26 protein-coding genes are annotated in these 26,411 nt (G+C 34.7%); 12 read left to right on the top strand and 14 right to left on the bottom strand.

The features are described from left to right. Nucleotides 1-23: 23 nt before the first annotated feature. The gene (gene coaBC, locus PND65_RS03410) at nucleotides 24-1,229 is read left to right on the top strand and encodes a bifunctional phosphopantothenoylcysteine decarboxylase/phosphopantothenate--cysteine ligase CoaBC (protein ID WP_087320730.1); all 1,206 of its coding nucleotides are present in this window, start codon (nucleotides 24-26) and stop codon (nucleotides 1,227-1,229) included. Then, nucleotides 1,223-1,996, top strand: a complete 774-nt coding sequence (locus tag PND65_RS03405; protein ID WP_015535642.1) for a type III pantothenate kinase — start codon at nucleotides 1,223-1,225, stop codon at nucleotides 1,994-1,996. The genes coaBC and PND65_RS03405 overlap by 7 nt, the downstream gene beginning before the upstream one ends. A gap of 21 nt (nucleotides 1,997-2,017) precedes the next feature. Here the strand turns inward: PND65_RS03405 and PND65_RS03400 are convergent, their stop codons facing one another. From PND65_RS03400 to PND65_RS03350, 11 genes are all read right to left on the bottom strand, one after another. After that, a complete protein-coding gene (locus PND65_RS03400; protein WP_271990559.1) occupies nucleotides 2,018-3,379 on the bottom strand; it encodes an MATE family efflux transporter in 1,362 nt (453 codons plus the stop codon). A gap of 94 nt (nucleotides 3,380-3,473) precedes the next feature. Next, nucleotides 3,474-4,307 (bottom strand): DUF3737 family protein, encoded by an 834-nt coding sequence (locus PND65_RS03395; RefSeq protein ID WP_271990557.1) that lies wholly within the window; start codon nucleotides 4,305-4,307, stop codon nucleotides 3,474-3,476. A 122-nt stretch (nucleotides 4,308-4,429) separates the two neighbouring features. Continuing rightward, nucleotides 4,430-4,897 (bottom strand): DUF2798 domain-containing protein, encoded by a 468-nt coding sequence (locus tag PND65_RS03390; protein WP_271990554.1) that lies wholly within the window; start codon nucleotides 4,895-4,897, stop codon nucleotides 4,430-4,432. A 128-nt stretch (nucleotides 4,898-5,025) separates the two neighbouring features. Then, nucleotides 5,026-5,565: a hypothetical protein gene (locus PND65_RS03385; protein WP_015535647.1), complete on the bottom strand. Its 540-nt coding sequence runs from the start codon at nucleotides 5,563-5,565 to the stop codon at nucleotides 5,026-5,028. A gap of 74 nt (nucleotides 5,566-5,639) precedes the next feature. Then, complete coding sequence (locus PND65_RS03380; RefSeq protein ID WP_239414228.1) at nucleotides 5,640-6,734, bottom strand: MraY family glycosyltransferase; 1,095 nt, start codon at nucleotides 6,732-6,734, stop codon at nucleotides 5,640-5,642. Between the two features lies 1 nt (nucleotide 6,735). Continuing rightward, nucleotides 6,736-7,662 carry a rod shape-determining protein gene (locus tag PND65_RS03375; protein WP_271990552.1) on the bottom strand — a complete coding sequence of 309 codons (927 nt, stop codon included), beginning with the start codon at nucleotides 7,660-7,662 and terminating at the stop codon, nucleotides 6,736-6,738. A 2-nt stretch (nucleotides 7,663-7,664) separates the two neighbouring features. Next, complete coding sequence (locus PND65_RS03370; RefSeq protein WP_271990550.1) at nucleotides 7,665-7,874, bottom strand: DUF1146 family protein; 210 nt, start codon at nucleotides 7,872-7,874, stop codon at nucleotides 7,665-7,667. Next, nucleotides 7,871-8,710: a 4-(cytidine 5'-diphospho)-2-C-methyl-D-erythritol kinase gene (gene ispE / locus PND65_RS03365; protein ID WP_271990547.1), complete on the bottom strand. Its 840-nt coding sequence runs from the start codon at nucleotides 8,708-8,710 to the stop codon at nucleotides 7,871-7,873. The genes PND65_RS03370 and ispE overlap by 4 nt, the downstream gene beginning before the upstream one ends. Continuing rightward, nucleotides 8,682-9,551: a 16S rRNA (adenine(1518)-N(6)/adenine(1519)-N(6))-dimethyltransferase RsmA gene (rsmA, locus tag PND65_RS03360; protein WP_087320745.1), complete on the bottom strand. Its 870-nt coding sequence runs from the start codon at nucleotides 9,549-9,551 to the stop codon at nucleotides 8,682-8,684. Before rsmA ends, ispE begins: the two co-directional genes overlap by 29 nt. Then, nucleotides 9,544-10,080: a ribonuclease M5 gene (rnmV, locus tag PND65_RS03355; RefSeq protein WP_022355750.1), complete on the bottom strand. Its 537-nt coding sequence runs from the start codon at nucleotides 10,078-10,080 to the stop codon at nucleotides 9,544-9,546. The genes rsmA and rnmV overlap by 8 nt, the downstream gene beginning before the upstream one ends. Beyond that, on the bottom strand, nucleotides 10,077-10,952 hold the full coding sequence (locus PND65_RS03350) for a YitT family protein (protein WP_271990545.1): 876 nt from the start codon (nucleotides 10,950-10,952) through the stop codon (nucleotides 10,077-10,079). Before PND65_RS03350 ends, rnmV begins: the two co-directional genes overlap by 4 nt. A 100-nt stretch (nucleotides 10,953-11,052) precedes the next feature. On the opposite strand from PND65_RS03350, the gene deoD reads away from it, so the two are divergent. Together deoD and PND65_RS03340 are read left to right on the top strand one after the other, a co-directional pair. Further along, the gene (gene deoD, locus PND65_RS03345; protein WP_022355748.1) at nucleotides 11,053-11,763 is read left to right on the top strand and encodes a purine-nucleoside phosphorylase; all 711 of its coding nucleotides are present in this window, start codon (nucleotides 11,053-11,055) and stop codon (nucleotides 11,761-11,763) included. A gap of 89 nt (nucleotides 11,764-11,852) precedes the next feature. Next, nucleotides 11,853-13,226: an NAD(P)/FAD-dependent oxidoreductase gene (locus PND65_RS03340; RefSeq protein WP_035402861.1), complete on the top strand. Its 1,374-nt coding sequence runs from the start codon at nucleotides 11,853-11,855 to the stop codon at nucleotides 13,224-13,226. A gap of 75 nt (nucleotides 13,227-13,301) precedes the next feature. On the opposite strand, the gene PND65_RS03335 is transcribed toward PND65_RS03340, so the two are convergent. Continuing rightward, nucleotides 13,302-13,667, bottom strand: coding sequence for a BlaI/MecI/CopY family transcriptional regulator (locus PND65_RS03335; protein WP_022355747.1), 366 nt, complete (start codon nucleotides 13,665-13,667; stop codon nucleotides 13,302-13,304). Nucleotides 13,668-14,150: 483 nt separating this feature from the next. Here PND65_RS03335 and PND65_RS03330 point away from each other — a divergent pair, with 483 nt between their 5' ends. The 3 genes from PND65_RS03330 (at nucleotide 14,151) to PND65_RS03320 (ending at nucleotide 21,239) form a co-directional block, all read left to right on the top strand. Next, nucleotides 14,151-16,712 carry a PD-(D/E)XK nuclease family protein gene (locus tag PND65_RS03330; protein ID WP_271990544.1) on the top strand — a complete coding sequence of 854 codons (2,562 nt, stop codon included), beginning with the start codon at nucleotides 14,151-14,153 and terminating at the stop codon, nucleotides 16,710-16,712. Continuing rightward, a complete protein-coding gene (locus PND65_RS03325; protein ID WP_271990540.1) occupies nucleotides 16,712-19,837 on the top strand; it encodes a UvrD-helicase domain-containing protein in 3,126 nt (1,041 codons plus the stop codon). The genes PND65_RS03330 and PND65_RS03325 overlap by 1 nt, the downstream gene beginning before the upstream one ends. A gap of 70 nt (nucleotides 19,838-19,907) precedes the next feature. Then, the gene (locus PND65_RS03320; protein WP_271990537.1) at nucleotides 19,908-21,239 is read left to right on the top strand and encodes an NCS2 family permease; all 1,332 of its coding nucleotides are present in this window, start codon (nucleotides 19,908-19,910) and stop codon (nucleotides 21,237-21,239) included. Between the two features lie 44 nt (nucleotides 21,240-21,283). On the opposite strand, the gene PND65_RS03315 is transcribed toward PND65_RS03320, so the two are convergent. Continuing rightward, nucleotides 21,284-21,952, bottom strand: coding sequence for a cytidylate kinase-like family protein (locus PND65_RS03315; protein ID WP_271990535.1), 669 nt, complete (start codon nucleotides 21,950-21,952; stop codon nucleotides 21,284-21,286). Between the two features lie 85 nt (nucleotides 21,953-22,037). On the opposite strand from PND65_RS03315, the gene PND65_RS03310 reads away from it, so the two are divergent. After that, nucleotides 22,038-22,826: an HAD-IIB family hydrolase gene (locus PND65_RS03310; protein WP_271990532.1), complete on the top strand. Its 789-nt coding sequence runs from the start codon at nucleotides 22,038-22,040 to the stop codon at nucleotides 22,824-22,826. Between the two features lie 39 nt (nucleotides 22,827-22,865). Here PND65_RS03310 and PND65_RS03305 read toward each other — a convergent pair whose 3' ends face one another. Continuing rightward, nucleotides 22,866-23,162: a hypothetical protein gene (locus tag PND65_RS03305; protein WP_015535658.1), complete on the bottom strand. Its 297-nt coding sequence runs from the start codon at nucleotides 23,160-23,162 to the stop codon at nucleotides 22,866-22,868. Nucleotides 23,163-23,321: 159 nt separating this feature from the next. Here PND65_RS03305 and PND65_RS03300 point away from each other — a divergent pair, with 159 nt between their 5' ends. The 4 genes from PND65_RS03300 to PND65_RS03285 form a co-directional block, all read left to right on the top strand. Then, entirely contained in the window at nucleotides 23,322-24,323 is a 1,002-nt protein-coding gene (locus tag PND65_RS03300) for an SPFH domain-containing protein (protein WP_271990529.1), read from the top strand. Beyond that, nucleotides 24,323-24,589, top strand: coding sequence for a hypothetical protein (locus tag PND65_RS03295; protein ID WP_015535660.1), 267 nt, complete (start codon nucleotides 24,323-24,325; stop codon nucleotides 24,587-24,589). Before PND65_RS03300 ends, PND65_RS03295 begins: the two co-directional genes overlap by 1 nt. A 372-nt stretch (nucleotides 24,590-24,961) precedes the next feature. Further along, entirely contained in the window at nucleotides 24,962-25,654 is a 693-nt protein-coding gene (locus PND65_RS03290) for a M56 family metallopeptidase (RefSeq protein ID WP_271990525.1), read from the top strand. 182 nt (nucleotides 25,655-25,836) lie between these two features. After that, nucleotides 25,837-26,411: helix-turn-helix domain-containing protein (locus PND65_RS03285; protein ID WP_271992484.1), on the top strand; the 575-nt coding region annotated here is incomplete at its 3' end.

Raw genomic sequence — 26,411 nt, 5'->3', positions numbered from 1 at the left:
AAAGCACTGAAAGGAAAGATTCTATGTCAAAAAAAAGAATAGTAGTGGGAGTTAGCGGTGGAATCGCTGCCTATAAAGCCTGCGATCTTGTCAGCAAACTTTCCAAGAAAGATTATGAAGTTAAAGTGATCCTCACAAAACACGCCGAAAAGTTTGTTTCAAAACTCACTTTTGAAGCGTTATGCCATAATTATGTAGAGACCGATTTATTTGATGAATCAAATGAAGATCCAATTGCACATATTACACTTGCCAAGTGGGCCGATCTCATGATCATCGTGCCGGCAACTGCAAATATCATTGCCAAGGTAACACATGGTATCAGTGATGACCTTTTAAGTACAACATTTCTTGCCTGCAACAAACACAAGATGATTTGTCCAGCCATGAACACACAGATGTATGAAAACCCAATTACTCAAAAGAATATTCAGGCATGTAAAGATCTTGGATATCAGATCCTTGATCCTGTAGTTGGTCACCTTGCCTGCAACGACACCGGAAGAGGAAAGATGATAGAGCCTGCAGATATTGTTGAAGCCATTGACAACTACTTTAATACATCAAATAAGTTAAGCGGGAAAACCGTATTGATCAGTGCCGGACCGACACAGGAAGCCATGGATCCTGTTCGCTTTATATCGAATCACTCAAGCGGAAAGCAAGGATATGCAATCGCAAAAGCGGCTAAAGCCATGGGGGCAAATGTAATTCTTGTCAGTGGTCCAGTTCAATTAGAAAAGATAGAAGGAATACAAACAATCGATGTTACCAGTGCTTTAGATATGTTTGAAGCCATCAAACAAAACGCAGATAAAGCCGATTACATCATTATGGCTGCTGCTGTTTCGGACTATCGCCCAGAAAATATTGCAGAACATAAAATCAAGAAAAGTGACGATACAATTGAAATGACTTTTGTCAAAAATCCAGATATCCTAGCCTATTTAGGACAATGCAAGACAAAAAAACAAATCATCTGCGGATTTGCAATGGAAACACAGGATCTTGATAAAAATGCCAAAGAAAAACTAGAAAAGAAGAACTGCGATATGTTGATCGCAAATAATCTGTTTGTTTCTGGCGCAGGATTTCAAACCGATACAAACATTGTATCTTTACTAACAAAAGATTCGATTGAGCACCTGCCTAAGCTTTCTAAAGAAGAGCTTGGACAAAAAATATTAGAAACAATGATGAAGATAGAAGAAGGTAAAACAAAATGTTAGTTGCAATCGACATTGGAAATACAAACATTACAATTGGTATCTTTGATAAAGATGAATTGATTGGAAATTATCGATTAACGACAAAAGTAAGACGTACAAGCGATGAATATGGATTTATGTTAAAAACATTTTTGGATAACTCCAACATTCATAAAGCGGATGTAGATGATGTAATCGTCTCAAGCGTTGTTCCTAAAGTTATGCATTCCTTTCGTAATGGTATAAAAAAATTCATGGAAATCGAGCCAATTATGGTAGCACCTGGAATCAAGAGCGGTATCAGTGTTCAATTAGAAAACCCAAAAAGCGTTGGATCTGATCGAATTGCGGATTGTGCCGGAGCTTTTTATGAATACGGAGGTCCCGTTCTAATCGTAGATTTTGGTACTGCCACTACATATGATTATGTAGACGAAAACGGATGTTTTAAGGCAGGAACAATTGGTGTTGGAATTGAAACTGGCGCCAATGCTCTTTGGGGACAAACAGCTCAGTTACCTGAAATCGAGATCAAACCGCCTAAGACAATATTAGCTAAAAACACTCAAACTGAAATGCAGGCCGGCATTTTCTATCAATATCTAGGTGGCATTGAATATACGATCAAGCAATTCCGTAAAGAAGTTGGAAAAGACTTTAAAGTCATTGCAACAGGCGGTCTAGGAAGGATCGTATGTAACCACACAAAACTCATTGATGTATACGATCCAAATTTGATTTTTAAAGGTCTAAAGATCATTTACGAAAAAACCAAAGAAAACAAATAAAGAAGCTCGCAAGCTTCTTTTTTAATTTGCCAACTTTGACATCCATTTCTTTTTAAACAATCGATACAAAAATAAAATTCCACGAACATTTAATTCCAAGGCCATCGCAAACCAAACACCCGTAAGACCATAATTTCCTGCCAATAAAGCAGCTAAAGGAATACGAACACACCACATACTGATAAGATTCATCAAAGAAGATGATAATGTGTCGCCGGCTCCCTGCAGCACACCAGCAACAACAATACTTGCCCCATACATAGGTTCGGCAAAAGCTTCAATTTGCAAAATTTGAACGCCCAGGATAACAATAGATGGATCTGGTGATAATAAGCTCATCATTAAGGGAGACCCAAAATACATAAACAATCCAGAACATGTCATCAATCCTATACCTAGGATCGTCGTCAAAACACCAAGTCGATATGTAAGATCATGACGTTTTGCTCCAATGCTCTGCCCAATCAAAGTTACAGCAGCACTTTGTACACCATATCCCGGCATATAACATAGACTCTCTGCCGTTATACCAAAACTATTGGCAGCTATGGCAATCGTCCCTAAAGGAGAAACAATACGCGTAAAAGCCACATAAGCACTACTTGTTACAAGTCGATCTAAACCAACAGGAAGACCAATCCTTAATGCTTGCTTTAGCGTATCTTGTTCCCACGACATCTTCTCGTTTTTATGCAGTGACAAGGAATCACTTTTAAAGAAGAGAAATGCGCATAAACATAGTGAAATGACCAATTGAGAACAGCCTGTTCCAATACTTGCTCCCATAACACCTAAATCCATGTAAAAAATAAAGAATAGATTAAAGACTACATCTAAAAAACACATACAAATATTTAATAAACTAGGTATCTTCATATTCCCTGATGCCTGCAACATTCCTGTTGACAAATAATTTAGTTGTTGAAAAGGAAGAAACAGCGCAAAAAACAAGAAATACATTGAAGCTGAATATTGAATCGATTCTGTTCCTTTTAGCCAGATTGGCAACTGAAAAGAAATGGATACCCCGATGATCATTAAGATAAAAACAAAGATTTCTCCCACGATAAAACCTTGTTTCATGATATTTCTAGCATGCAATAAATCTTTTGCCCCAATTGCATGAGCAACTTGAACCGTAAACCCTGTTATTGCAGCAAAAGCTACTCCGCCAAACATCCAAGTTGTCGAAGAGACCAAGCCAATACTTGCTGACGCATCAGCTCCCAGGCTTCCAACCATACTGGCATCAATATATTGCATCACTGTACTAGAAACCTGTGAGAGAATTGCCGGCAAAGACAGAAGCAATATCATCTTGACTTGTTGAGAGGTAGATAACTTTTCTCCATTGCGTAATTTCAATAAATATTGATTATTCATACGACCCTTTCTATATTGACAATATTCTTTCTGTATTTATTTTAAGAAGCTCTGTCTATCTTTTCCAGTCAATTTATCATTTTTAAACCTTATACTATCTATTTTGTATGATGTTTGCCTTAGCGAATGGATCATCCATAATGATTTCTTTTACTGCAGGCACGATAATTTCCCCTTCTTTTGGATTCTTAATACTGAGAACAGAATTCTTAATTGTTGCCTTTACTGTGGATTTTTCGAAGGCTAGATTCGTATCGATCATTTCGCAATTGATCAACTTTAGATTTTCACAATAGCATAATGGTTGTGTCCCAATGATCTTGCAGTTTTCCAAAACCAGACCATGAGAATACCATGCCAAATACTCTCCTTTGACCACACTGTTTCTGACCCATACATTTTCGCTATGCCAAAAAGCATCTTTTGTATCTAGTACACAGTTTTCAAAATATGCATCTTTCAAATATTGAAATGAATATTTCCCTGTAAACTCTACATTTTCAAACCGAACATTTTCTGCTCGCATCATAAAATATTCACTTATTGCTTTTGCATCTTTTACCTGGATATTTCTTGACATCCAGCCAAATTCACTGGAATTAATTTGACAATCTTTGATGACTATATCATTACATTCTCTTAATGCCTTGATTCCATGCATTTTTGTCTTTTCAATTTCAATATGATCTCCATACCATAAAGCAGCTCGACAGTTTTCTGTTAATTCACATTCTTTGATTTTTAAACCATGATCATGCCAAAATGGATAACGCAGCTTAAATTTTGTTTGTTCTACTGTTATATTTTCACATTCCTTAAATGCACTCTCCCCATCCTTAGGACCATCGAAAAGACAATTTCGAACAGTTGCATTTTTTATCCCATATAGAGCTCTTTCTTCATCAAATGTTTGATTTTCTATATACATATTTGACCTCCTACATAACGCAGGCCTTATACTAATCCCTAAAGTTAACTTTAAGTCAAGTCTTTTTGAAAAAAAGATGAAGCATTTATATTAGGATGATCCATCTCCTTTGAATAAATCTTCTAATTGGTTGCCAACTGCTTTTTAAACAATGATCTAAATATCCAGCGCACCAAAGGTCCAACATAAAATACTTGAGCACATAGGGCAAAAGGAAAATTAAGTACCAGCTTACTTAGCCAATGGCCTAGAAATTCAGACGAAAATCCCAAACGATAAAACGATACATAAAAAGTCATAATTGGAGCCATTAAAGATACAGTAAATCCCGCTGTCGCCAGGAGCTTAAAAACAGGTTTATCATTTTCATCAAAGATTCTTGCAACTAATTTTTTCACAATTTTAGAAGCAATGTACCTCTGGGCAATAAAGGCCCCTATTACTTCCACCCACATATTCTTTAGCGCATATCCAAATGTAGAAAAAGTAACTCCATTTTCCATTCCAGCATTGTAAAAAGTCATGACGTAAACAAAGATCAATACCATGATTACCGTAAAAGTCAAATCTTGAAATTTTGTTTTTGGCATATTTCTCCTCCTATCAAACAAAAAACGAGCCGATTCAAAACAACTGGACTTACGTTTTGATCTGCTCGTTGCACAGATAAGTGTTTACCACATCCCCAACAAAAAATCAAAGGAAACTTATAAATCTTTTATTCAATGATCATCTCTATAATACGTTTTTGAACTTCTTTAAATATCTCTCCATTCACATCAATATGTGCCTTAATTTCTATAATACGAGATGTATTGATCCATTTTGAATCATTGATAAACAACACAGATACTTTAGTCAACCCTTCTATATACCCTAAACGCATCAAATGTCTTTTTCCAGTAGGATTTCCCTTATTATCATAAGCTTCTAAATACGCTTTGTATTTTCCACTTAACGGCACTACAAAGGCTTTCCCTCTTTTTACTGTCATGACCAAGCCAAAATGCAAATATCCTATTTCATGCTGGTAGGCTTGACCGAAATCTATATAGGCAAGGTCGCCCTTATTCACATTAAGATCCAAAGCCTTCCCTGATGAATACTCTTTACGTTTACAGTAATTCATCTTAGATACCATATAATCAAATTTTTCTTTATCAGTTAGTTTTAGGATCATCATTCTTTCTTGATAGAAAGCATCTTCAACCATCGGCCCAAGATGTTTGGATTTCAATATGATTTCCTTTTCACTCATCCATTTTTTTGGTTCCATAATTTTATTGAAACAAAAAAAAGTGACAAAATCCTGACAAAATAAAGAAAAATCTGCTATTTTGCAGATTTCTTCTCTTTATGTTCTTTTATTATTTTTGCGATCAACTTTATCCTATTCAGAACCCTTCGACAAATCCCCAGGATAGGATGAAAATGTTCTGAAATCATCGCTGATTTTTCAATAAATATTTCTACGGCTAACAAAATGATCATGATTGCCAACAAGCCAAACATCTCATTCAACATATAGACAAAAGCACTAAAGCCAAATAAAGTCGTAATACCACACATGATAATGACCGTGTTTCTATGGCCGAACTGCTTCATCAATAAATGGTGAATATGACTTTTATCTGCCTCTAAAAACTTTCTTCCTTTTAAGGTCCTTCGTAAGATAGCTGATAAAGTATCTATGATTGGCAGCATCAATAAAAGCATTGGTAAAGCCAAAGTTACGATTGTTGAACTTTTGAACCCTAACAAGCTAATTGCCGAAATCATAAATCCTAAAAACAAAGATCCGCAATCCCCCATGAAAATGCTGGCAGGATGTGCATTATAAACCAAAAAGCCAAATGTACTGGCTGCCAAAAGAAAAGTAATGATCGTAATATCCATTCTTCTTTCAACAATGGCAATACAACCAATAACCACAAAGATCACAACGCTCATACCGCCACATAAACCATCTAATCCATCAATCAAATTGACCGCATTGGTAATACCCACGATCCATATGATCGTAAACACAATAGAAAGAGCAATAGAATCTATTGTGATACCAAAAGGCAAACGTAAAACATCGACACCAACACCAAAAGCTACCAAAATGAAAGCTGCACATACTTCAAATGCCAGTTTTACCAAAGGTTTCATATCAATCAGATCGTCGATCAAGCCTGCAAAAAACATCAAACTTCCACCTAAGATCATTCCATTAACAGCCATATCCGCCTTCACAAACAAAGCCATTGAGATGATAAAAGAAACATAGATGGCAACCCCTCCGATACGTGATATTTTTCCATGATGGATCGTTCTTTCATTTTCCTTAGCATATGTTTTGGCAATCACTGAGTATTTTTTTATAAGTGGTGTCAATCCAAGAGAAATGAAAAAAGGCACGATCAGCATTGTGATATCAAACAAATTACTTCAATCCTTTCATTTGTTCTATAATATCGCATTCAGGCTTAGTTGTGCAAATAATTGGGCAGTCAAACTCATGTTTTAAAGCTTCCTTGAGTCCAAAACAGTTTGCTAATCCACCACTTAACATGATTCCATTATTCATCAAGCGTTGCTTCATCTCGCTTCCCATATTCATGTAGCAATGTTTTGCCCACAAAACAACTTGAAGTATCTGCTCTTCCATGGCTGGCCATAAATCAGATGCCCTTATTTGTATATTGACAAGTTTTCCATATCGATCCATTGCCATACACTGCAGCATAGGATTCTTATTCATCTTAAAAGCTTGTGAAACAGCTTCTTTTAAAGCGCTGGCATCTTCATTGGAAATAAGACAATTCTGTTTTTGTGCGATGGTCATCTTGATTTTTTCATCCATTCCCATACCACCAAAATAAATGATCTTATGGGCAAATTCATGTCCATGAGCATAAATTCCCATCTCAGTATAAGAATGACCAGCATGGATGATAAAACAAGCTTGCTCTGTCTGTAAAACTTCCATTGGCGTAATGAATTCAACTTTACGGACCTTACAAGCTGCAAGTTGTTGCTGCCACTTTAACTTTTGTTCATCACTAACATCTTCATTCAAGCACACCAAAAAACACGGTTTAAATACATTTTGAGAGACCTTTAGCTCTTTGAGTGCTTGACGAATCAAAGGAGTAATATCATTTAATATATCACCTTGTTTGATCGGGTATCTTACTTTTATATCTTTTTTATTCTGGTAAACATAAGCAAGCGCCTGTTCAGCCATGGCAATCATTTTTTGCTTATCATACGCAATACAAGTCTTTAAACAAACTTCTCTATCATTGAAGTAATCATAAAGACGTAAGGAATTCGAACCAGGATCCAGCGCAATCCAGTGAGCAAACATCTCTACACCCCTAACCCATTATAAATCGTCAAGCTCAATATAGCCTGTGAGCTAAGATATGCCAAAGCCAATGACAATAAGAACATCAACAAGGTAACTTTTCCGGGCTGTTTGATTTTACAGAAATCTTCAAACTTAATAACACTGAGCGCATAAAAACTCAAACCAAAACACGCAAAAAAAACAATATAATTTATCAAAGAAGCTATCATAATTTCGCCCCCACACTTACGACATCAACAAAATCATATCGTTTTTCTAATACACTCTTTGCCTTTTGTAAGACATCTTCATCAATACAAAAGCCCATCATGCTGGAACCAGATCCAGACATCATGACGCGAACCATACCTAAATCCAACATTTCTTCTTTAATTTTGGCAAGTTCCGGCCTTAATTCAAATGCTACGGGCTCTAAGGCATTCCCCATAGCCTGCACCAATAAATCCAATATCTGATTCTCACAAGCCATTTGAACATAGTCAATATCCGGATGGAATTTCTCCTGATTTTCCCACAACCGAAATGCTTCTGGTGTGGAAACCCCAAAATCAGGTTTTACAAGTAAGATGTTGAATTTCCAATTGGTATCCAAAATTTCAATCTTCTCACCAATTCCTTTTACTCTAGAAAACTGATTAACTAGACAAAATGGGACATCAGCACCAATTTGCTTAGCCAAATTCAATTTTTCTTCCATTTCAACCTCTATCCCTTCAAGTTCTAAAACAGTTTTCAATACCGCTGCCGCATCCGCACTTCCTCCGGCAAGTCCAGCTTGACTAGGAATATTTTTTTTAACACGAATCAAATAGTGATGTTTAATATCATAACAATCTCTTAATAAGCCAAGTGTTTTAGAAATCGTATTATCTTCACTAAGTTCCATATTTTCAATTTCGATCTTATCTTGATCTGCATATTCGATATCTAATTCATCATATAAAGAAATTGGAGCCATGATCATATCCAACTCATGATATCCATTTTCCATGGTCCTGACTACATCCAGGCCCAAATTAACTTTTGCCGGTGCATAAATTTTCATAACTTACCTCATATAATCTAATAAAATCCTCTAGAGTGCATTGTTGCGCTCTGATTGAACTTTTTAATTGTGCCTTCTCAAGCAGCTGCAAAGCTTCTTCTTTATCTTTGAATAAAGTCTGGAAATTATTGTAGATCGTCTTTCTACGTTGCACAAAACAAGCTTTTACCATCTTAAAGAAAAGCTCTTCATCTTTTAAATTGTACTTGTGATGAAATGTAAACTGTAAGACAGCCGAATCCACATTAGGACTTGGCCAGAAAACATGTCTAGATACATCCATAACTTTTTTGATATCGCATCGATATTGAGTAATAACGCTCAGCGCATTATATTCCTTATCGTTTTGACTTGCCAAAAAACGATCCGCCACTTCCTTTTGCATCATCACCGTAATTCTTTCAATAGGCTCGGTTGCTTCAAAAAGCTTAAACAAGATTGGCGTTGTAATATAATAAGGAAGATTTGAAGCAAATACAACCTTCTGATCCGGTTTTCTATATTTTTTTATCTCTTCGTTGATATCTACTTTTAATATATCTTTTAAAACGATTTTTAAGTGATCATACCCTATTTCATTTTCCAACACTTCAGGCAAGCGATCATCAATTTCAAAAGCGATGACCTGATCCGACTTCATCGTTAGATATTGCGTTAAAGCACCAATACCCGGCCCTATTTCGAACACCAGTTCATCTTTAGATTTTATAGCCGCATCCGCAATTTTCTCAACCACCCGTGGTTCAATGATAAAGTTTTGCCCATAGCTTTTTTTTGTGAAAACATTATATTTTTCCTGAATTTCTTTCGTTCGTTTGATCGTCGCAATCGGTCTATCCATTCTTTTCATCCTCTAATAATTTTTCAATTTCATCTCGTGTTATATGCATTTGATTTAATCTTTTAAAGCATGTTTTGGCATTGCACGGACCAATATGAACCATTTCACACACGCGATTGCGAAATATTGCATTCCCCACAAAACCTAGATCTATATAATCCTGCCAAGACAGGCTTTCTTCATTGTTTTCAAAACTCACTATTTGATTTAGTGCCTGCCATAAATCTTCTTTATTTGCATGCTCTACACCAACTTTTTTCTCTGTTTTTGCCTTATCTTTGGCAATAAAGGCATGCTTGATGCCCGGCACATTGTCCTGGATCCAGCGACGAATATGTTCTCCTGGCCTATCGGGATCTGTAAAAACGATTACACCTCTTACTCTTTGAGCTTCTTTGATTCTTTCCAATACCAAAGGGTTTGTACTGTCTCCGCTTGTTTCGATCGTATCACAATCAAAATAACTCTGTAAAACATTGGTATCATTTTTACCTTCCACGACAATTACTTCTTTTATATGTTCTTTCATTGTAGATCCTCATCCTCAAAAGTAAATCCATAACCTCTTACTTCATGTACATCCTGCACGATAATAAAGGCTTTAGGATCAAAACACATTACATCCTTTTCAAATAAAGGATATTGTTTTGTTGAAATAACGCACATCAATACCGGTCGATTACTTTTAGTATAAGCACCGGTTGCATTCAAGACCGTAACGCCTCTTTCCATCTTATTCAATAGATAGTCTCGAATCTCTTCCCATTTTTCTGAAACAATCAAAACATTCTTAGCCGATTGAGACTCCAGCATTACTGTTTTATTTATGGCTTGACCTGAAACAAAAACAGAAATCACACCAACAAGAGCTGCACTCAAGCCATATGTATAAACTCCCAGCAAGACTGTTAAACAATCAATGATCATAACTGCATCTCCACTTGGAATCTTGGCATACTTATGCAGAATCAGTGCTGGAATATCCATCCCACCTGTAGATGCATTTACACGAAAAACAAGTCCAACGCCTACACCCATGATTAATCCAGAATATATAGCAGCTAAGTATTCTTCCATAATAAAGGTTCCTGGTTCCAACAAACTAGAGATATATGAAGTTAAAGTAATGAACACAGGATAACAAATAGCAGAGACCAGTGATTTAAGTGCAAAAGTCTTACCCAGCAGCAAAGCCCCCAACAAATATAAACCGATTGTCAACCCATTGATCATCCATACTGGATCAGTATGAATCAAAGGTTCCAAAGCTACCGCAACACCAGATACCCCACCTGTTAATATATTATTAGGTAATACAAAAAATGAAACACCACATGCGACAATGAGGTTTCCTATTAATATATAAATCAAATCTTTTAGATAGTTTTGTTTTCGCTCCATGATCGGTATCCTCTTTTATATTACGAATAATATCCTTTGTTTCTTTTTCTGTCAATAAAACCAATGAATATGATATTCTTATATTAAGAGGAGGTCCTTTATGAGTACACCACACAATACTGCACAAAATGATGAAATTGCCAAAATCGTATTAATGCCCGGCGATCCTTTACGTGCAAAATTCATTGCTGAAAACTATTTAGATGATCCAATTTGTTTTAACACTGTACGCAATGTTTTAGGCTATACGGGAGCATACAAAAACAAAAGAATTTCTGTTATGGCATCTGGGATGGGTATGCCAAGCATTGGTATCTATTCCTATGAACTGTATAAATTCTATGATGTAGATACCATCATACGCGTTGGTTCATGTGGCGGATATATACCAGAACTTCATGCCATGGATGTATTATTAGCTAAATCCTGCTGGTCTGAATCCACATTTGCCAAAGTTCAATCCGGTGAAGGAAGTGATGTTCAATATCCATCCCCTTCAATCAACCAAGCAATCAAAGATACTGCTAAAATCATGAACATCGATCTAAAAGAATATCGCCTTCATTCTAGTGACGTATTCTATCATGAAACAAATCAAGCACAAGACATCGCCATTAAAAATGGATGTGCAGCCGTGGAAATGGAAAGCTTTGCCTTATTTCATAATGCCCATGTCTTAAATAAAAAAGCAGCCTGCATCTGTACTGTTTCTGATTCCTTTGTCCACGATGAAAACCTCACCAGCAAACAAAGAGAAAACAGTTTTGATACTATGATCAAACTGGCATTAGAAACAACATTAAGAATATAGTTTTTCGCTTGTAAAATAGTTTGACCATCCGTATAATTATTCCGGCTAACTGATCAAAATTAAAAACATGGCCTTTTGGAGGAAAAAACATGCACGATTATGACATCATTATCATCGGGGCTGGTCCCGGTGGAATCTTTTCCGCTTATGAACTTATCAAACTAAAACCAGAATTGAAAATTGGTATCTTCGAAACCGGAGGACCATTAGAAAAAAGAAAATGCCCAATTGACGGAAAAAAAATTAAGTCCTGCATCAATTGTAAGACTTGTGCCATCATGAATGGTTTTGGTGGAGCCGGAGCATTTAGTGATGGAAAATACAACATCACAAATGAATTCGGTGGTGATTTATATGCCTATGTTGGAAAACAAGAAGCCATTGATCTAATGGAATATGTTGATGAGATCAACTGCAAATACGGAGGATCCAAAACTCGACTTTATGCCAACCAGGATCCAACCATTGCCAAAAAGTGTCTGCAAAATGATCTTCATCTTTTAAAAGCAAAAGTCCGTCACTTAGGAACGGATATCAACTACATTGTTTTAGAAAATCTCTATAACCAGTTAAAAGATTGTGTTGATTTCCATTTCTATACAGCAATCCAAAGTGTTGATAAACTAGATGATGGCTATCAGGTAAAAAGTGAAAATAAATCCTTTACCTCAAAACAATGTATCATCTCTACCGGTCGTTCTGGCAGCAAGTGGATGGAATCTATCTGCTCTAATCTAGGAATTGAGACTAAAAGTGATCGTGTTGATATTGGAGTTCGCGTTGAACTTTCAGCTGATACATTCAGTGAATTAACAGATTCTTTATATGAATCAAAGATCGTATATCGTTCTAAAAAATATCAAGACCGTGTTCGTACTTTCTGTATGAACCCTAAAGGTGTTGTCGTTAACGAAAATACAAATGGTATCGTTACAGTAAATGGACACAGCTATGAAGATCCTGCGCGTTTTACCAATAACACAAACTTTGCCTTATTGGTATCAAATCATTTCACAGAGCCTTTCTCCAGCAGTAACCAGTATGGAGAAAGCATCGCTCGTCTTTCTAATATGTTAGGAGGCGGAGTTATCGTACAACGTTTTGGCGATTTGATTCGAGGTCAAAGATCAACACCTAGTCGTATTGAATCAGGCTTTGTAACTCCTACTTTAAAAGCGACACCAGGAGATCTATCTTTAGTTATCCCTAAACGTCAATTAGATGACATCATCGAAATGATCTATGCTTTAGATAAAGTATGTCCTTCAACGGCAAGCGATGATACTTTATTGTATGGTGTTGAAGTTAAGTTTTATAACATGCAGGTAAAAGTAGATAAACATCTTGAAACAAAACATAAAGGTTTGTATGTTATTGGAGACTGCTCAGGAGTTACACACTCATTAAGTCACGCAAGTGCTTCTGGGGTGTATGTCGCAAGAACAATTGCCGAAAACCTATAAAATCGAAAAGTCATAGAAATCTATGGCTTTTTTTTGACAAAAAAAGATCTGATACTAAGATCAAACCCTAATAAATTAAGATAATTTTTTAATTCTTTCCTGAATCAAGTTCTCAAGTTCTTCAAGTGATTTTGTGTCTTTTGTTTTCTTGACAAACTGACAAGCCAATTGAAAAGACTCACTTTCTACTAAGAAATTACTGAAATACTGACTCTGAGAAATAGAAGCCTTAAATTCTCTGGTTAAAGAATTTTTATTATAGCCAATGCCTGCTACTTCTAGATAATTCATTTTAAGAAGTTTTCTTAACACAGCCTGAATCGTATTTTTACTTAATTCGGGTTGAACATTATATACGTCATTAGCACTTAAAGGCTTATCAGAATGCCAGAAAATCTCCATAATTTCGTTTTCTCGAACCGTTAAATGTTTTGTTGCCATGATCTAGGACCTCCAATCCGATTTCCATATTAGGTATATAAAACGTTATAATCTAATATATACTATTAATTTAACAAAAATTTATAACATAAACAAGAATTTTATAACTATAACTGTCAAAAAATTGTTTTTTTAGAAAAATTTCAGTCAAAATCAATAAAATTAACAAACAATTTCGAACATTTTTGAAAGATAATTACCTATAATTTATAAATTTATACCATTTAATCAACTTATCTTGACTTTTTATTCTAATTCCGATACCAACATTTATAAATAAAGTAATACAATGAAAAAAAATCAATAATTGTATTTAAAAATAATACGCAAGATTCTAAACGCCGATTATATATCACCCAAAAAGATACATCTCTCTTTATAATGTTGATCGTATTGTTCGCCACGATCTTAGTAGAGTTTAAACTATCGACTAACTAAAGTCATTACAGCTTATTTCTGCTATAATGAGTAAAGGTGATTACTATGTTTGATATTGTCGATAATTCTATTATTCTAGCCGATGCTAACCTGCATCTTCCTTTATACGATAAAATCCTTAAAATGAAAGGTAATACCCTTTCTATAAAAGTTATGAGCTTGAACGCTTTTACAGCTAACTATTACCCAGATAATTTACCTTCACATATAGAAATCTTATACCAGTATAAAGAAAGGTTGCAATCTCTATCTAAAAAAAATGCTTTTTTCTCTAGCAAAGAGGCGCCTGATTTTTTAAATGCGTGTTTAAGTTTTATCGCATGGGCTTATTCGTTCAATTTTGATTTTTCAACACTGAAAGATGAGACCCAAAAAGAAAAAGACCTCAAAGAGGTTATCAATTTAATCAAAGATATTCCATTAAAAGAGTCATACACCTCCAAAACGATCAATGAACTAAAAAAGCAGAATTTCTCTAATGTATATATTTTAAGAAGAATGTTCACGGATACCGAATACATCTGGATTCGTTTTCTTTTGGAAAATAACGCCCATATGCTGGAAAACGATTCATTACCAAACAAACACTACTTCACATGTTCTAACGCAAGAACGCAGGCATCCATTGTCGCAAAAGTCATCCTTGAAAACAAGATGAATGCCGATGATATTCAAATAGCCGTTACTTCTTTGAGCGATACTCAGGTATTGTGCCAAATGTTTGATCATCACAAAATACCTTACACCATACTAAACAAAAAAACTCCTTCCAACCTAAGTCAAAAACTAATTCTTGGTTTGACTTGGTTAAAAGACAAATCGTTAGATAATTTTAAAGATTTTGTCCTTAAATTCTATCAAGAAGAACTAGTCAAAAAATATTTTGATCTTTTTCCTTTTGCCTATCCAGAAACATATCCAATCAATCAAATTGAATATCACAAAAACTCTTTGATTGATGAATTTACTTATCAAACCTATCAAAATCTAGAAGTATATACTAAAAAATGGCTGAATGAACATAATCAAATCTTCACCTGGAATCACAAAAACATTCTAGACATGATCAACGAGCTTAAAGAGCAGTATCCGCAGCTATCTTCTAAAGACCTTACCACGATAAAGCAAAGCATTGATTTGATCACACAGGCAAAACCTTTTTTAAAACAAGACAAAGATCTTGATATATTAATTGATTCTCTAAACAAAATCCAAGAATGTGAATCCCCCGAAACCTATCAAGGTGTTTTAATCGGCACACTAAAGGATATTACACCTTTAAAAAAGACTATATTTATTTTGAGCGCAGAAGCTAAAGATCTAAACGTATTATCTTTAAAAACAGGCATTTTTGATGAAGCATACATTCAAGACACAAAACTTCCTAGTCTTAGAGAGCGTATCGATTTTCAAATTGAACAGTTTTACAAAACGCTTGATCAGATAACAGAACTGTATGTCATCTCTCCTCAATCCACATATCAATCTAAAACACTTGAAAAAAACATGCAGATTGAAACCTATATGAACATGCCTTGTGAATTTATAGCCGTCCATGAACATTCACGATTTAAAACACCTCAATTTGAATTAAGCCAAGAGTTTGCCGACAAACTCTATTTAAAACATAAAACATTTGTCGGCTCAATTTCTCGACTCGAAACCTTTGCGAAATGTCCTTTAAAGCACTTCATTCGTTATGGCCTCTATCTTAAAGAAAATCAAGATTGGCAGGATATTCGCATTAGAGGCACAATCCTTCATCACATTTTAGAAACATTGACATTAAAATATAAAAAAGATTACGTTAAAGTGAATGTTGAACAAATACACGAAGTTATCGAAAACGAATTTCAATTCGCCAAAATGATTTTCCCAAATAAAGAAAAATGGATCGATGCTCAAATCCAGGAACTTCAAGCTAAAACAGAACTTATTTTAGAACAATTAGCTTATTTCGAAAAAAATTGGCATATGAATATTTTCAAACAAGAACAAAAATTTTCGTATTCCATTCCATGGCATGATATGAGCATTGAATTATATGGTTATATTGATCGTATTGATACTTCTAAGACCTCATTTTGTATCTTTGACTATAAATCCAGTGATAAAGACCTTAGAGTTGCTGACTTTGAAAACGGAACATCGCTTCAACTGGCAACCTATACAATTGCTACGCAAGCACAAAGCAACTTGATTCCAACAGGTAGTTTTTATATCTCTTTAAAAAGTGCTCCTGTCTTGCATAAACCATTATCTTTAAATTATCGAAAAAAGATACCTGAAAGCACTAGAATTGAAATCAAGGAAACATTGGATACTTTCACCCAACAAAAGAAACTTAAAGGATGGGCCTATCAGGATATTACGACATATTGTGACAAGGATAATCTTTTCACCACAAAAAAAGAGAATCCTTCTTTTGAAGTACTAAGACATGAGCACACTGAAATCGTAACCAACCTTACTGAAGATATTCTTTCCGGAAATATCCGTCCGGATCATGATACTAACGCCTGTGATTATTGTGCATATCGCATGATTTGCCGCAACGCTCGCAATGAAGTTATCAAGCCAAATAGAACGAACAAGGAGGATCAATAATGCCATTTTCTAAAGCTCAACAACAAGCCATCGATCTGCGCAACAAGAACATCCTTGTCAGTGCCAGTGCCGGCAGCGGAAAAACCAGCGTACTTGTCGAAAGACTCTGTAAACTTGTTTTGGTAGATAAGATCTCTATTGATCGTATCTTAGCTATGACATTTACTGAAGATGCTGCTAACGAAATGAAAAATCGCTTAAAAAAGCGTCTACAAGCTGAAACACAAACAGACTATATCCAATCGCAATTAGCTTTACTAGAGACGGCGAGCATATGCACGATTGATGGATTCTGTCTATCCATCGTTAAAAACTACTATTATAAGATTCCTATTTCTTATAAAATGTCTAAATCTGTAGCAAGCAGCGCTCAAGCCAATAAAGCTTTTTTAGATGCCTATAATGAAGCTTGTAACAGCATAAACACAAATGACTTTGTCAAATTAAAACTTTTCTTTAGTTCATTGGGAAAAACAGAAGATGACATCCTTTCAAATATTCGAGATTTAATAAATGTTGCAATGTCAAAACCAGACTCTAATGAATGGATCCGTTCACTAATGAACAAGCCTTGCAGTGAAAAAACATTTAACTGGTTCTTTCAATATTTTATTGAACAAATCGAATCGATGATCGAAATATGTAAAAATATGAAAGAAGCCGATGAACAGCTGTTTTCTTTAAAAGAAGAAAGTTTAAACACATGTTTAGATTTTTTGTATAAAAAGGACTATGCCTTTTTTAAAAAACAATTCGAAATTTATTTCAACAATACCCCAGGTTTCAAGAAAACAATCAATAAAGTGAGCTATGAAAAAGAACAAGGTGAATTTAAAAAGATTGAAGGAAATATTCTTAACGTCTTATATGAAAAAGAAGAATATGATCAAGATTTAAACAACAATATAGAGAGAATCAACACTTTCTGTACTCTATCCTTATTAACAATGGATATCTTTGCGAAAAAGAAAAAAGAAATGGAAATCATTGACTTTACCGACATGGAGCATTTTGCCTACAAACTATTAAAACAGCCTATGATCCAGGAAGAAGTTCGCAATAAATATCAGATGATCCTTGTTGATGAATTTCAGGACACAAATGAACTGCAGGAAAACATCATTCAGTGTTTTGCACGAAAAGACAATGTTTTCCGTGTTGGCGACATCAAGCAATCTATTTATGGATTCCGCCAAGCTAGACCAGAAATCATGCAAGGACACATGGACAAAGAAGATGAAAACTCTTGTTTGATCGTCCTAGATGAAAATTATCGCTCAAACCAAAGTATTGTTGAATTTAATAATGAATTTTACGATCATATAATGAACACAACTTTATTAGGGAAAAACTTTCGCCAAGACGATATTGCCAAAGTTGGAACAGCCAGGCAAAAAGATGCAGAGCAGCATCCTGTCCGTTTTCTTTATACCGAATATCTAAGCTGGATGGAAACTCAGGAAGAAAGTTTCAATAAGATTCAGGCAAAAAGTCTTCATAAAAATAATGTCTATGACCTTATTGCCAATGACATCCTGACAAAACATGAACAGGGAATTCCGTATAGTTCCATATGCATCTTAACTAGAACACACTCCCCTCAAGAAGAACTTAAAAAAGTCCTTGAAGCATATGAAATACCTGTACTTGCTGAAATTGATCATGGATTCTATACAAATCATGCTATCCAGATTGTATTATCTACTCTTATTTCATTAAATGATCCAAACGATGATATCGCTCTTATGGCAAGCCTTTGTTCTCCAATAGGTAATGTTTTGTACAATGATATTGCCGGCTGCTGCATCAATAAAGAAAAAAATACATCCCTTTATTCTTTAGTTAAAGACAAACCATTTATGCAGTCATGGCAACAACTTAGACAATATAAAAACGAACCCATCAGTGATTTAATACGTCACATTTACAGTCATAATGATTTTTATTTTAATTATACAACCAATCAAGACAAGACCAACCTTGATCAATTCTTAGAAATGGCCAGTCAGTTTGAAGTACAAAATGATTTAGACTTATTCCTTGAACAAATCATCAATGACTCTAATCAGGATGCTGTAGGAGAAGCATACCCTTATGGAAAAGATGCCAATGTCGTAAAAATAAAAACTATGCATCATTCTAAAGGTCTTCAATTTCCTATCGTATATATTCTTTCCTCTCACGCAACTAAAGATAAATATTCAAACAATCCCGTTCTGGTTGATCCTGTTTTAGGAATATCTTTAAACGCATTAGATCCAAGCTTAAAATTTAAAAGAACATCTTTAAGTCATCTTGCCTTTGTCACCAAGAAAAATCACGATGATCTAAAAGAAGAAATGCGCGTCTTCTATGTTGCAACGACCCGTGCTGAAAAAGAGCTGGTTATTGTTGATTACATCGATGATATCAAAAGTTACTCCTCAAGTTTAAATACTTCATCGCTTTTAGAAAAATCAAGTTATACAGGGTGGCTTTTGCACACATACTTAAACAAACCTTCATCTTTATTTAAACTGGATAAAAAGAATCAGTTATACAAACGTCCATTGCCACTAAAAAAAGATGATGACATAGAAACAAATCAATTCTATCAAGGTAGTATTTCAAGTATAAGTGGACAAACTGCTTCAGCTGCCAAGCAATCTTTAGAATGGCCTATCATAGATCTAAACAAAAAAATTTCAACAACTCGTGGTACTTTATTCCACGAAATTGTCGCCAACCGTGCATTTCCATACCAGAAAGAAGATTGCATCAATTATGCACATAAACATAACTTCACTTTACAAGCTACAGACATTAAACAACTGTTAAGTTTAAATGAGTGTCACATATATAAAGAAATGATGCAAAATAAACATGAATTTGAATGCAGCTACATCATAAGAGAAAACGAAAAGATCTATCATGGTTTTATTGACTTGATCGCATGGCATCCTGAGCATATCAGTATATTAGATTTTAAAACAGATACTGTTCAAAACGAAACAGAACTGATTGACAAATACCATGCTCAACTTGATGCATATAAAAAAGCTATTCATACAATTGAGCCCGACAAGAAAATTAAAACATATATTTATTCTTTTCATTTAAGAAAAATCATTTATCTAGATCAGTAAATCATTTGAAACCGACCGTTTCATTGTGTACAATGAAATGGTCTTTTTTATAGACAAGAGGAGAGAATATATGGAAAAATTATTTAAACTAAAAGAAAAACATACAACCGTCAAGACAGAAATCATTGCCGGAATCACAACTTTCCTTGCGATGGCCTATATCTTAGGTGTAAATCCAATTATCCTGGCAGATGCCGGAATGGATATACCTTCTGTCTTCATGGCTACAGCAATTTCAGCTGCTTTCGCTTCTATCGTAATGGGACTTATCGCAAACTATCCTGTTGCCCTGGCAGCCGGTATGGGAGTCAATGCTTTATTTTCATATACGATTTGCGGAGCTATGGGATTCAGCTGGGCCGCTGCATTATGTGCTGTATTTATTTCAGGTGTTATCTTTGTGATCATTTCGGTTACAGGAATTCGTAAAGCTATCATCAACGCAATTCCTGTTCAGCTCAAACTTGCAATTGGTTCCGGCATTGGATTCTTCATCGCTTTTGTAGGACTTAAAAACGCTGGAATCATCGTTGCCAATGAATCTACATTTGTAGGAATCGGTAATCTTGCAGATCCTACTGTATTATTAGCGGTTTTTGGACTATTGATCACAATTGCATTAGTTATCAAAAAAATTCCTGCTGCCGTATTTGTTGGAATGGTCATCACTGCTATAATTGGCATCATTGCTGGAAGCTTGGGCCATATTGAAGGCATGCCTACATTGCCCGAAACTTTTTTCACAACCAGCTTTGAAATGGAGGCTGTCGGTGCATTCATGAATGGTTTTGGTGAATTATTTTCGAATCCTTTCAATGCATTCGTTGCGATTTTTTCTTTCTTGTTTGTTGATTTCTTTGATACAGCTGGTACGTTAGTTGCAATTGGCAATCGTATCGGTTTGGTAAACAAAGATGGGGAATTAGAAAATGCTGAAAGAGCTCTTCTAGCTGATGCGATTGGGACAGTATTTGGTGCCGCTATTGGTACAAGTACAGTTACCAGCTTTGTCGAATCCAGCTCCGGTGTAGGAGTTGGCGGTCGTACAGGTCTTACAGCTATTACTACAGGTATTTGTTTCTTGTTATCGATCTTCATTTCTCCAATTATCTTAAGCGCTGTTACAAATGCCGTGACCGCCCCTGCTTTGATCGTTGTGGGCATTATGATGGCTCAGCAGCTTAAAGGCATTGATTGGGACGATATGATTTTTGCGGCAAGTGGATTTGTTACGATTGTTATGATGATCTTGATGTATTCTATCTCTAATGGTATTGCTTGTGGTTTTATTGTTTATACAATCGCAATGATCGCAGCAGGTAAAGCTAAAGCAATCCATCCTACTGTCTGGGTATTAATGATCATATTTGTGGTATATTTCGCGACTCCTTACATGATATAAAATCAATAAAAAAGCCGGGTATCAAATTGATTGACCCGGTTTTCTTATATTTTAAAGCTCTTATGCTCGATATATTGATCCTGAAAAGCGCCTTTAAATGTAGTAAGTCCTGCTTTTTTATCATAGAGAGCAGCAATTGTTTCTACAACTTCATCCGTACTCATTTTTGAAGTATTGATCAATAAGCTATAGTTTTTCGCATCGCCCCATTTTTGATTCGTATGAAACTCATAAAAGCGAGCACGTTTCATATCTTTTTCCTGAACGATTTTCTTCGCTTTTTTAGCAGGAACATCATATTCATTAATTGAAAATCGAATTCTCTCCTCGAGATCGCTAAAACAGAACACAGATATCGTATCTGGATTATCTTTTAAAATATAATCTGCACATCTTCCTACAATGACAGAGCTCTCTCTTTGAGCTATACCACAAATTAAATCTGTTGCTCTTTCAAAAACTTGTGAATTCACACTTAATTCTGCAATGCTACCAAAACTTCTAAGCTTACGGTTGGATATAGAATATAGACCATCTTCATTTTGATTGTCCTCATTAAAAAAATCTGAGCTAACACCCATATCCTTGGCAATCTTTTCCATAATTTCTTTATTATAGTAACCAATATCCAAGTATTCTGCCAATTTTCTGCCAATTTCTCGTCCATTTGATCCAAATTGACGAGAAATTGTTATCGTGATTGTTTTCTTCATAATCTTTTTCCTCTATTTATATTCTACAATGGAAATCCAATAAAATAAATGATAAACTCATTTTTGCGAAAGGAGGATTTTTGATATGATAGTATTTTTAGATTTAGATGACACCCTTTGGAGATGGCACCAAGTATGTTCCAGCGCCAAAGAGTCCATTATTCAAGCACACAGAAACGGTCACAAAATATTTATCAATACAGGCAGGACAAAATGCGAAGTTCCTTTAAAACCTTTAGAAGGTCTCCCTATTGATGGATATTGTTTTTCAGCTGGAAGTGAAATATTGATTGAAAATAAACAGGTTTTATATAAACCTTTGAGTCCACAAATTGTAAAAGCACTAATTGAACGAATCGAACCTATGAATCTTGGAATGTCTTTAGAAGGATCCCAAAAAACCTTTCAAAACGAAGTAAATTATGAAATATTCAAAAAATTCGCCAAAGATGATAGAACCGGTGCTGGTATGATGGTACATCATCATTTAAGTGAAATCACCGAAGAAGATTACCATCAAATCATGAAAGTTTCAATTCATTATCCAGAAGAATCTGATATTTCCAACTTAATTGATAACTTACCAGAAGGCTTGGTGTTTACCCCATTTAAAAACACTGGCGGAGAAATTACAAACTGCACTTATAATAAAGCTACAGCCATTCAATTTGTAAAATCATATTATCAAAGCGATGAAAAGACAATGGCTGTTGGCGACTCCGAAAATGATATTACGATGTTAAAAGAAGCAGACATCAGTATTGCGATGGGCAACGGAAATGATCATGTAAAAAAGATTTCAGATTATATAACAACAAATATAGACGAAGATGGATTAAAAAATGCATTTAAACATTTTGGTCTTATCGACTAAAAAGGTATTCCGACAAAATAAGGAATACCTCTTTTTCGTTTACTGATTTACTTCTGAATATTTTCTACGTCCTGGATGTAGATTATCTACATAATATCTAACAGTCAATGCGCCTGCAACTTTTGAACGAGATTTAGGTTCAACAATGAATCCATCACCTTCAAGCATTGCATCCAACATTGCTTTGCAACAAGCTGTTAAATTCTTAACGCCAGGTTCACATTCTTCCATAAACTCTTTTGCATTAAGCTCAATGTATAACCACATCTTATCGTGTGCTTCTTGTTTCATTTCCTGTAAACGAGCTGCATACTGTTCTTGTGTCCACTTTTCCATTTTGAATACTTCCTTTCTTATAATTTTACTATATACCTTATATTTTCATAAAACAAGTATAGTTTACATCATTAACTATTATTTTTTTAATTTTTTAAATTTATTTTTGACGTAATGATATCGTTTTGATATCATTTAAATATCAAAGGAGGATTGTCTATGTTACAAAACATTGAACAAAAAGAGATTCATCCAATAAATGGAATGATCATGCTAGTCGTAATTACCATTGGATTGATTCTATCTGTAGGTTTGATTATACTCGGTTCTATTTTATTAGAACAAAACAATTCGGTCTTAGGAGGAATCATTCTTGCGATAGGTATCATTTTAGTTGTCATTTTCCCAATCATGTATGGTGGATTAAAAATCGTAGGGCCAAATGAAGCCCTGGTCTTAACTTTATTTGGAAACCATTATGGAACTATTTTAAAACCAGGTTATTACTACGTAAATCCTTTTGTATCTTATAATAACCCTATCTTTAATAAAGCTTATATAAATCGAAATAAGATCGAAAACAATGACAAAACAACCGTAATTCCAGATATTACGCCCAAAAAAACTGTCTCATTAAAAAGTATTACCTTAAACAATGGAACACAAAAAGTTAATGATGTATTAGGAAATCCCATCATCATTGGTGCAGTTGTGATTTGGAAAGTTACCGATCCAACAAAAGCCGTTTTTAATGTTGATAACTATGCTGAGTTTTTATCAATCCAAACTGATTCTACTATTCGCAACATCGCTAGAAAATATCCATATGATGATTTAGACTGTGAAGATGAAAACATGAACGAAAAAACGCTGCGTTCAAGTTCTTTAGAAATTGCCAACGACATGAAAGATGAATTGATCAAACGTGTGCAGATTGCTGGATTAGATATTGAAGAAGTTCGAATCACTCATCTAGCCTATGCTGAAGAAATTGCCGCTGCCATGTTACAAAGACAGCAGGCTTCTGCCATTATTGCCGCTAGACAAAAAATCGTTGATGGGGCCGTGGGCATGGTTAAAATGGCTATCGATAAATTAGGTGAAGAAGAAGTAGTGGTATTAGATGAGGAAAGAAAAGCTACTATGGTCTCTAATCTTTTAGTTGTTTTATGTTCCAATAAGGATACACAACCTGTTGTAAATAGTGGATCTATCTACTAATGAATGATTTAGATATCAAAGAAAAAGCTTTACAAGAACGTGCAAAACGACTTGAAGAACTAGAAAAAGAGATCCAGGAAAAAGAAAAAGCACTCAAACAAAAAGAAAAACAAAAGAAACAAATTATCTTACGATTAGCCCCAAGCCTTTGGCAAGATATTGCCACCTGGGCAAACGATGACTTTCGAAGCATTAACTCGCAAATTGAATATATCTTGACCAAAGCTGTTAAAGAACGTAAAAATCGTAATCGCAATAATTTATAGTTATACATAACATAGAACTTATCGATTAATGATCGGTAAGTTTTTTTTATGTCTTTCTGTATTTTTTTATTTTCTATCATTTAATCTTTTTCTTTATTTTTGATATAATCTTCAAGAAAGGGGAACAATATGATCAAACTATACAAAAAACAAGATGATAAAATAAATGTTCTTAAACATATAGACCAATTTTTGACAAGCCCTGATTCAAGAACACATTCTACTAAGCAAATCTTATTACGTTTATTATCTCAAAACATCCAATCCAAGCAGAATAAAAAAACCTTTGAAAGACAATACAACAAAAGCACTAATCTATATATAGTCAATATATTAGAGACAAAGCAAAAAGAATTAGTAAGATATTAATTTATGAATTTTTCAATATCCTCTCTGCTTATTACTTGTATTGTCTCAACACTATTGATCGTTTTATTAAATTTTCTGCTTACGACAAAAAAGAATTATCGATTCGTGCGATCCAATGTCATTATCGCTTTATCATTCATTATTATTGCCCGTCTTTGTCTTCCTATTGAATATCGATTTACAAAAACTATTCCTATTCCCTTTTTAATGAATCCTTTAATGACATTTCTAACATATCCACTGATATTAGATATTCCTATTTATGTCATACTGATTTCATTATGGATCTTAGGTATACTTTTTAATCTAGTGCGATATATTCGTGAATTATTGTATCTAAACAGAATGCTTAAGAAATTGGAAGAACAATCTGAAATATGTAAGATAAAAAACTTATTACCTGACTATAACGGCAATAATTATGATGTGCTTATAACCTCATATTGTGATTCACCAAAAGTTCTTGGTTCAAAAAAAGTAATCATTCTTCCAAACATACATTTCGAAGAGGATAAGCTTCAAATCATTTTAATGCATGAAATCAAACATATTGAAAACCATGATTACTACATCAAACAATTTGTAAATTTTCTAACAATAACATATTGGTGGTTTCCTCCAGTATATATACTTCGCAAAAACATTGATTTATTTGATTATTACGGAGTGAGAAGTCCACTCAATACGGCAAAATAAGTCCATGTATTACGGTGACGAAGTCCACTTGATTCGTTATACAAGTCCATCAGAAATTAAATTTTTTATCATGATCATTTATAAGTGGCGTAGCCTGGTTTTATTCTATCCTCTTGTTCTATAAGATATGTATGCGATGCTTATCGCATTTTAATATCTTGTGGAATCGGAGGTGTTTTTTTATGCGAGATGTTAAAAGGGTTTTGGAAATGAGATCTCAAAACCATAGTCAGCGAGATATTGCGCGCGCCACAAAAGTATCAAGAGATACAGTTAGAAAAATATTCAATGCCGCTGACTCTAAAAAAATCTGTTGGTCATCTATTCAAGATCTTAGTGAATACGATGTCCAAAAATTATTGTTCGAAGAAGAGGTGAAAATCAATCTGTCAATCAAGCAGCCGGATTTCGACTATGTTCATAAGGAATTGTTGAAACCCGGCACGACGATCAAACTGTTGTGGGAAGAATATGCAGATGCTTGTCGGTCCATCAATGTCCCTTTTTATCAGTACAGTTACTTTTGTGAAAGATATCGTGATCACGTGAAAAAGCACAACCTGACCATGCATATCAATCACAAGCCAGGTGATAAGATGATGGTGGATTGGAATGGAACATGTATGTACATTTATGATCGGTACACCGGTGAAAGAATCACTGCTTATCTATTTGAAGCCACCCTTCCATTCAGTATGTGCAGCTTTGTCCGTGCCTGTCCGAGCATGAAGATCGGCGACTGGATCGATTGCCATAT

It is taken from the genome of Faecalitalea cylindroides, assembly GCF_028321995.1.
Classification (GTDB): domain Bacteria; phylum Bacillota_I; class Bacilli_A; order Erysipelotrichales; family Erysipelotrichaceae; genus Faecalitalea; species Faecalitalea cylindroides.
This window is presented reverse-complemented; position numbering and strand designations above follow the sequence as displayed.

Coding starts and splice junctions, on each gene's coding strand:
- PND65_RS03395 (WP_271990557.1), bottom strand. CDS start 4,307: ATGTATATAGAAAATCAAACATTTGATGAAGAAAGAGCTCTATATGGG.
- PND65_RS03300 (WP_271990529.1), top strand. CDS start 23,322: ATGTTACAAAACATTGAACAAAAAGAGATTCATCCAATAAATGGAATG.
- rnmV (WP_022355750.1), bottom strand. CDS start 10,080: ATGAAAGAACATATAAAAGAAGTAATTGTCGTGGAAGGTAAAAATGAT.
- PND65_RS03295 (WP_015535660.1), top strand. CDS start 24,323: ATGAATGATTTAGATATCAAAGAAAAAGCTTTACAAGAACGTGCAAAA.
- PND65_RS03370 (WP_271990550.1), bottom strand. CDS start 7,874: ATGATAGCTTCTTTGATAAATTATATTGTTTTTTTTGCGTGTTTTGGT.
- deoD (WP_022355748.1), top strand. CDS start 11,053: ATGAGTACACCACACAATACTGCACAAAATGATGAAATTGCCAAAATC.
- PND65_RS03405 (WP_015535642.1), top strand. CDS start 1,223: ATGTTAGTTGCAATCGACATTGGAAATACAAACATTACAATTGGTATC.
- ispE (WP_271990547.1), bottom strand. CDS start 8,710: ATGAAAATTTATGCACCGGCAAAAGTTAATTTGGGCCTGGATGTAGTC.
- PND65_RS03375 (WP_271990552.1), bottom strand. CDS start 7,662: ATGTTTGCTCACTGGATTGCGCTGGATCCTGGTTCGAATTCCTTACGT.
- PND65_RS03335 (WP_022355747.1), bottom strand. CDS start 13,667: ATGGCAACAAAACATTTAACGGTTCGAGAAAACGAAATTATGGAGATT.
- PND65_RS03330 (WP_271990544.1), top strand. CDS start 14,151: ATGTTTGATATTGTCGATAATTCTATTATTCTAGCCGATGCTAACCTG.
- PND65_RS03320 (WP_271990537.1), top strand. CDS start 19,908: ATGGAAAAATTATTTAAACTAAAAGAAAAACATACAACCGTCAAGACA.
- rsmA (WP_087320745.1), bottom strand. CDS start 9,551: ATGGATAGACCGATTGCGACGATCAAACGAACGAAAGAAATTCAGGAA.
- PND65_RS03385 (WP_015535647.1), bottom strand. CDS start 5,565: ATGAGTGAAAAGGAAATCATATTGAAATCCAAACATCTTGGGCCGATG.
- PND65_RS03390 (WP_271990554.1), bottom strand. CDS start 4,897: ATGCCAAAAACAAAATTTCAAGATTTGACTTTTACGGTAATCATGGTA.
- PND65_RS03315 (WP_271990535.1), bottom strand. CDS start 21,952: ATGAAGAAAACAATCACGATAACAATTTCTCGTCAATTTGGATCAAAT.
- PND65_RS03350 (WP_271990545.1), bottom strand. CDS start 10,952: ATGGAGCGAAAACAAAACTATCTAAAAGATTTGATTTATATATTAATA.
- PND65_RS03305 (WP_015535658.1), bottom strand. CDS start 23,162: ATGGAAAAGTGGACACAAGAACAGTATGCAGCTCGTTTACAGGAAATG.
- coaBC (WP_087320730.1), top strand. CDS start 24: ATGTCAAAAAAAAGAATAGTAGTGGGAGTTAGCGGTGGAATCGCTGCC.
- PND65_RS03290 (WP_271990525.1), top strand. CDS start 24,962: ATGAATTTTTCAATATCCTCTCTGCTTATTACTTGTATTGTCTCAACA.
- PND65_RS03340 (WP_035402861.1), top strand. CDS start 11,853: ATGCACGATTATGACATCATTATCATCGGGGCTGGTCCCGGTGGAATC.
- PND65_RS03310 (WP_271990532.1), top strand. CDS start 22,038: ATGATAGTATTTTTAGATTTAGATGACACCCTTTGGAGATGGCACCAA.
- PND65_RS03325 (WP_271990540.1), top strand. CDS start 16,712: ATGCCATTTTCTAAAGCTCAACAACAAGCCATCGATCTGCGCAACAAG.
- PND65_RS03400 (WP_271990559.1), bottom strand. CDS start 3,379: ATGAATAATCAATATTTATTGAAATTACGCAATGGAGAAAAGTTATCT.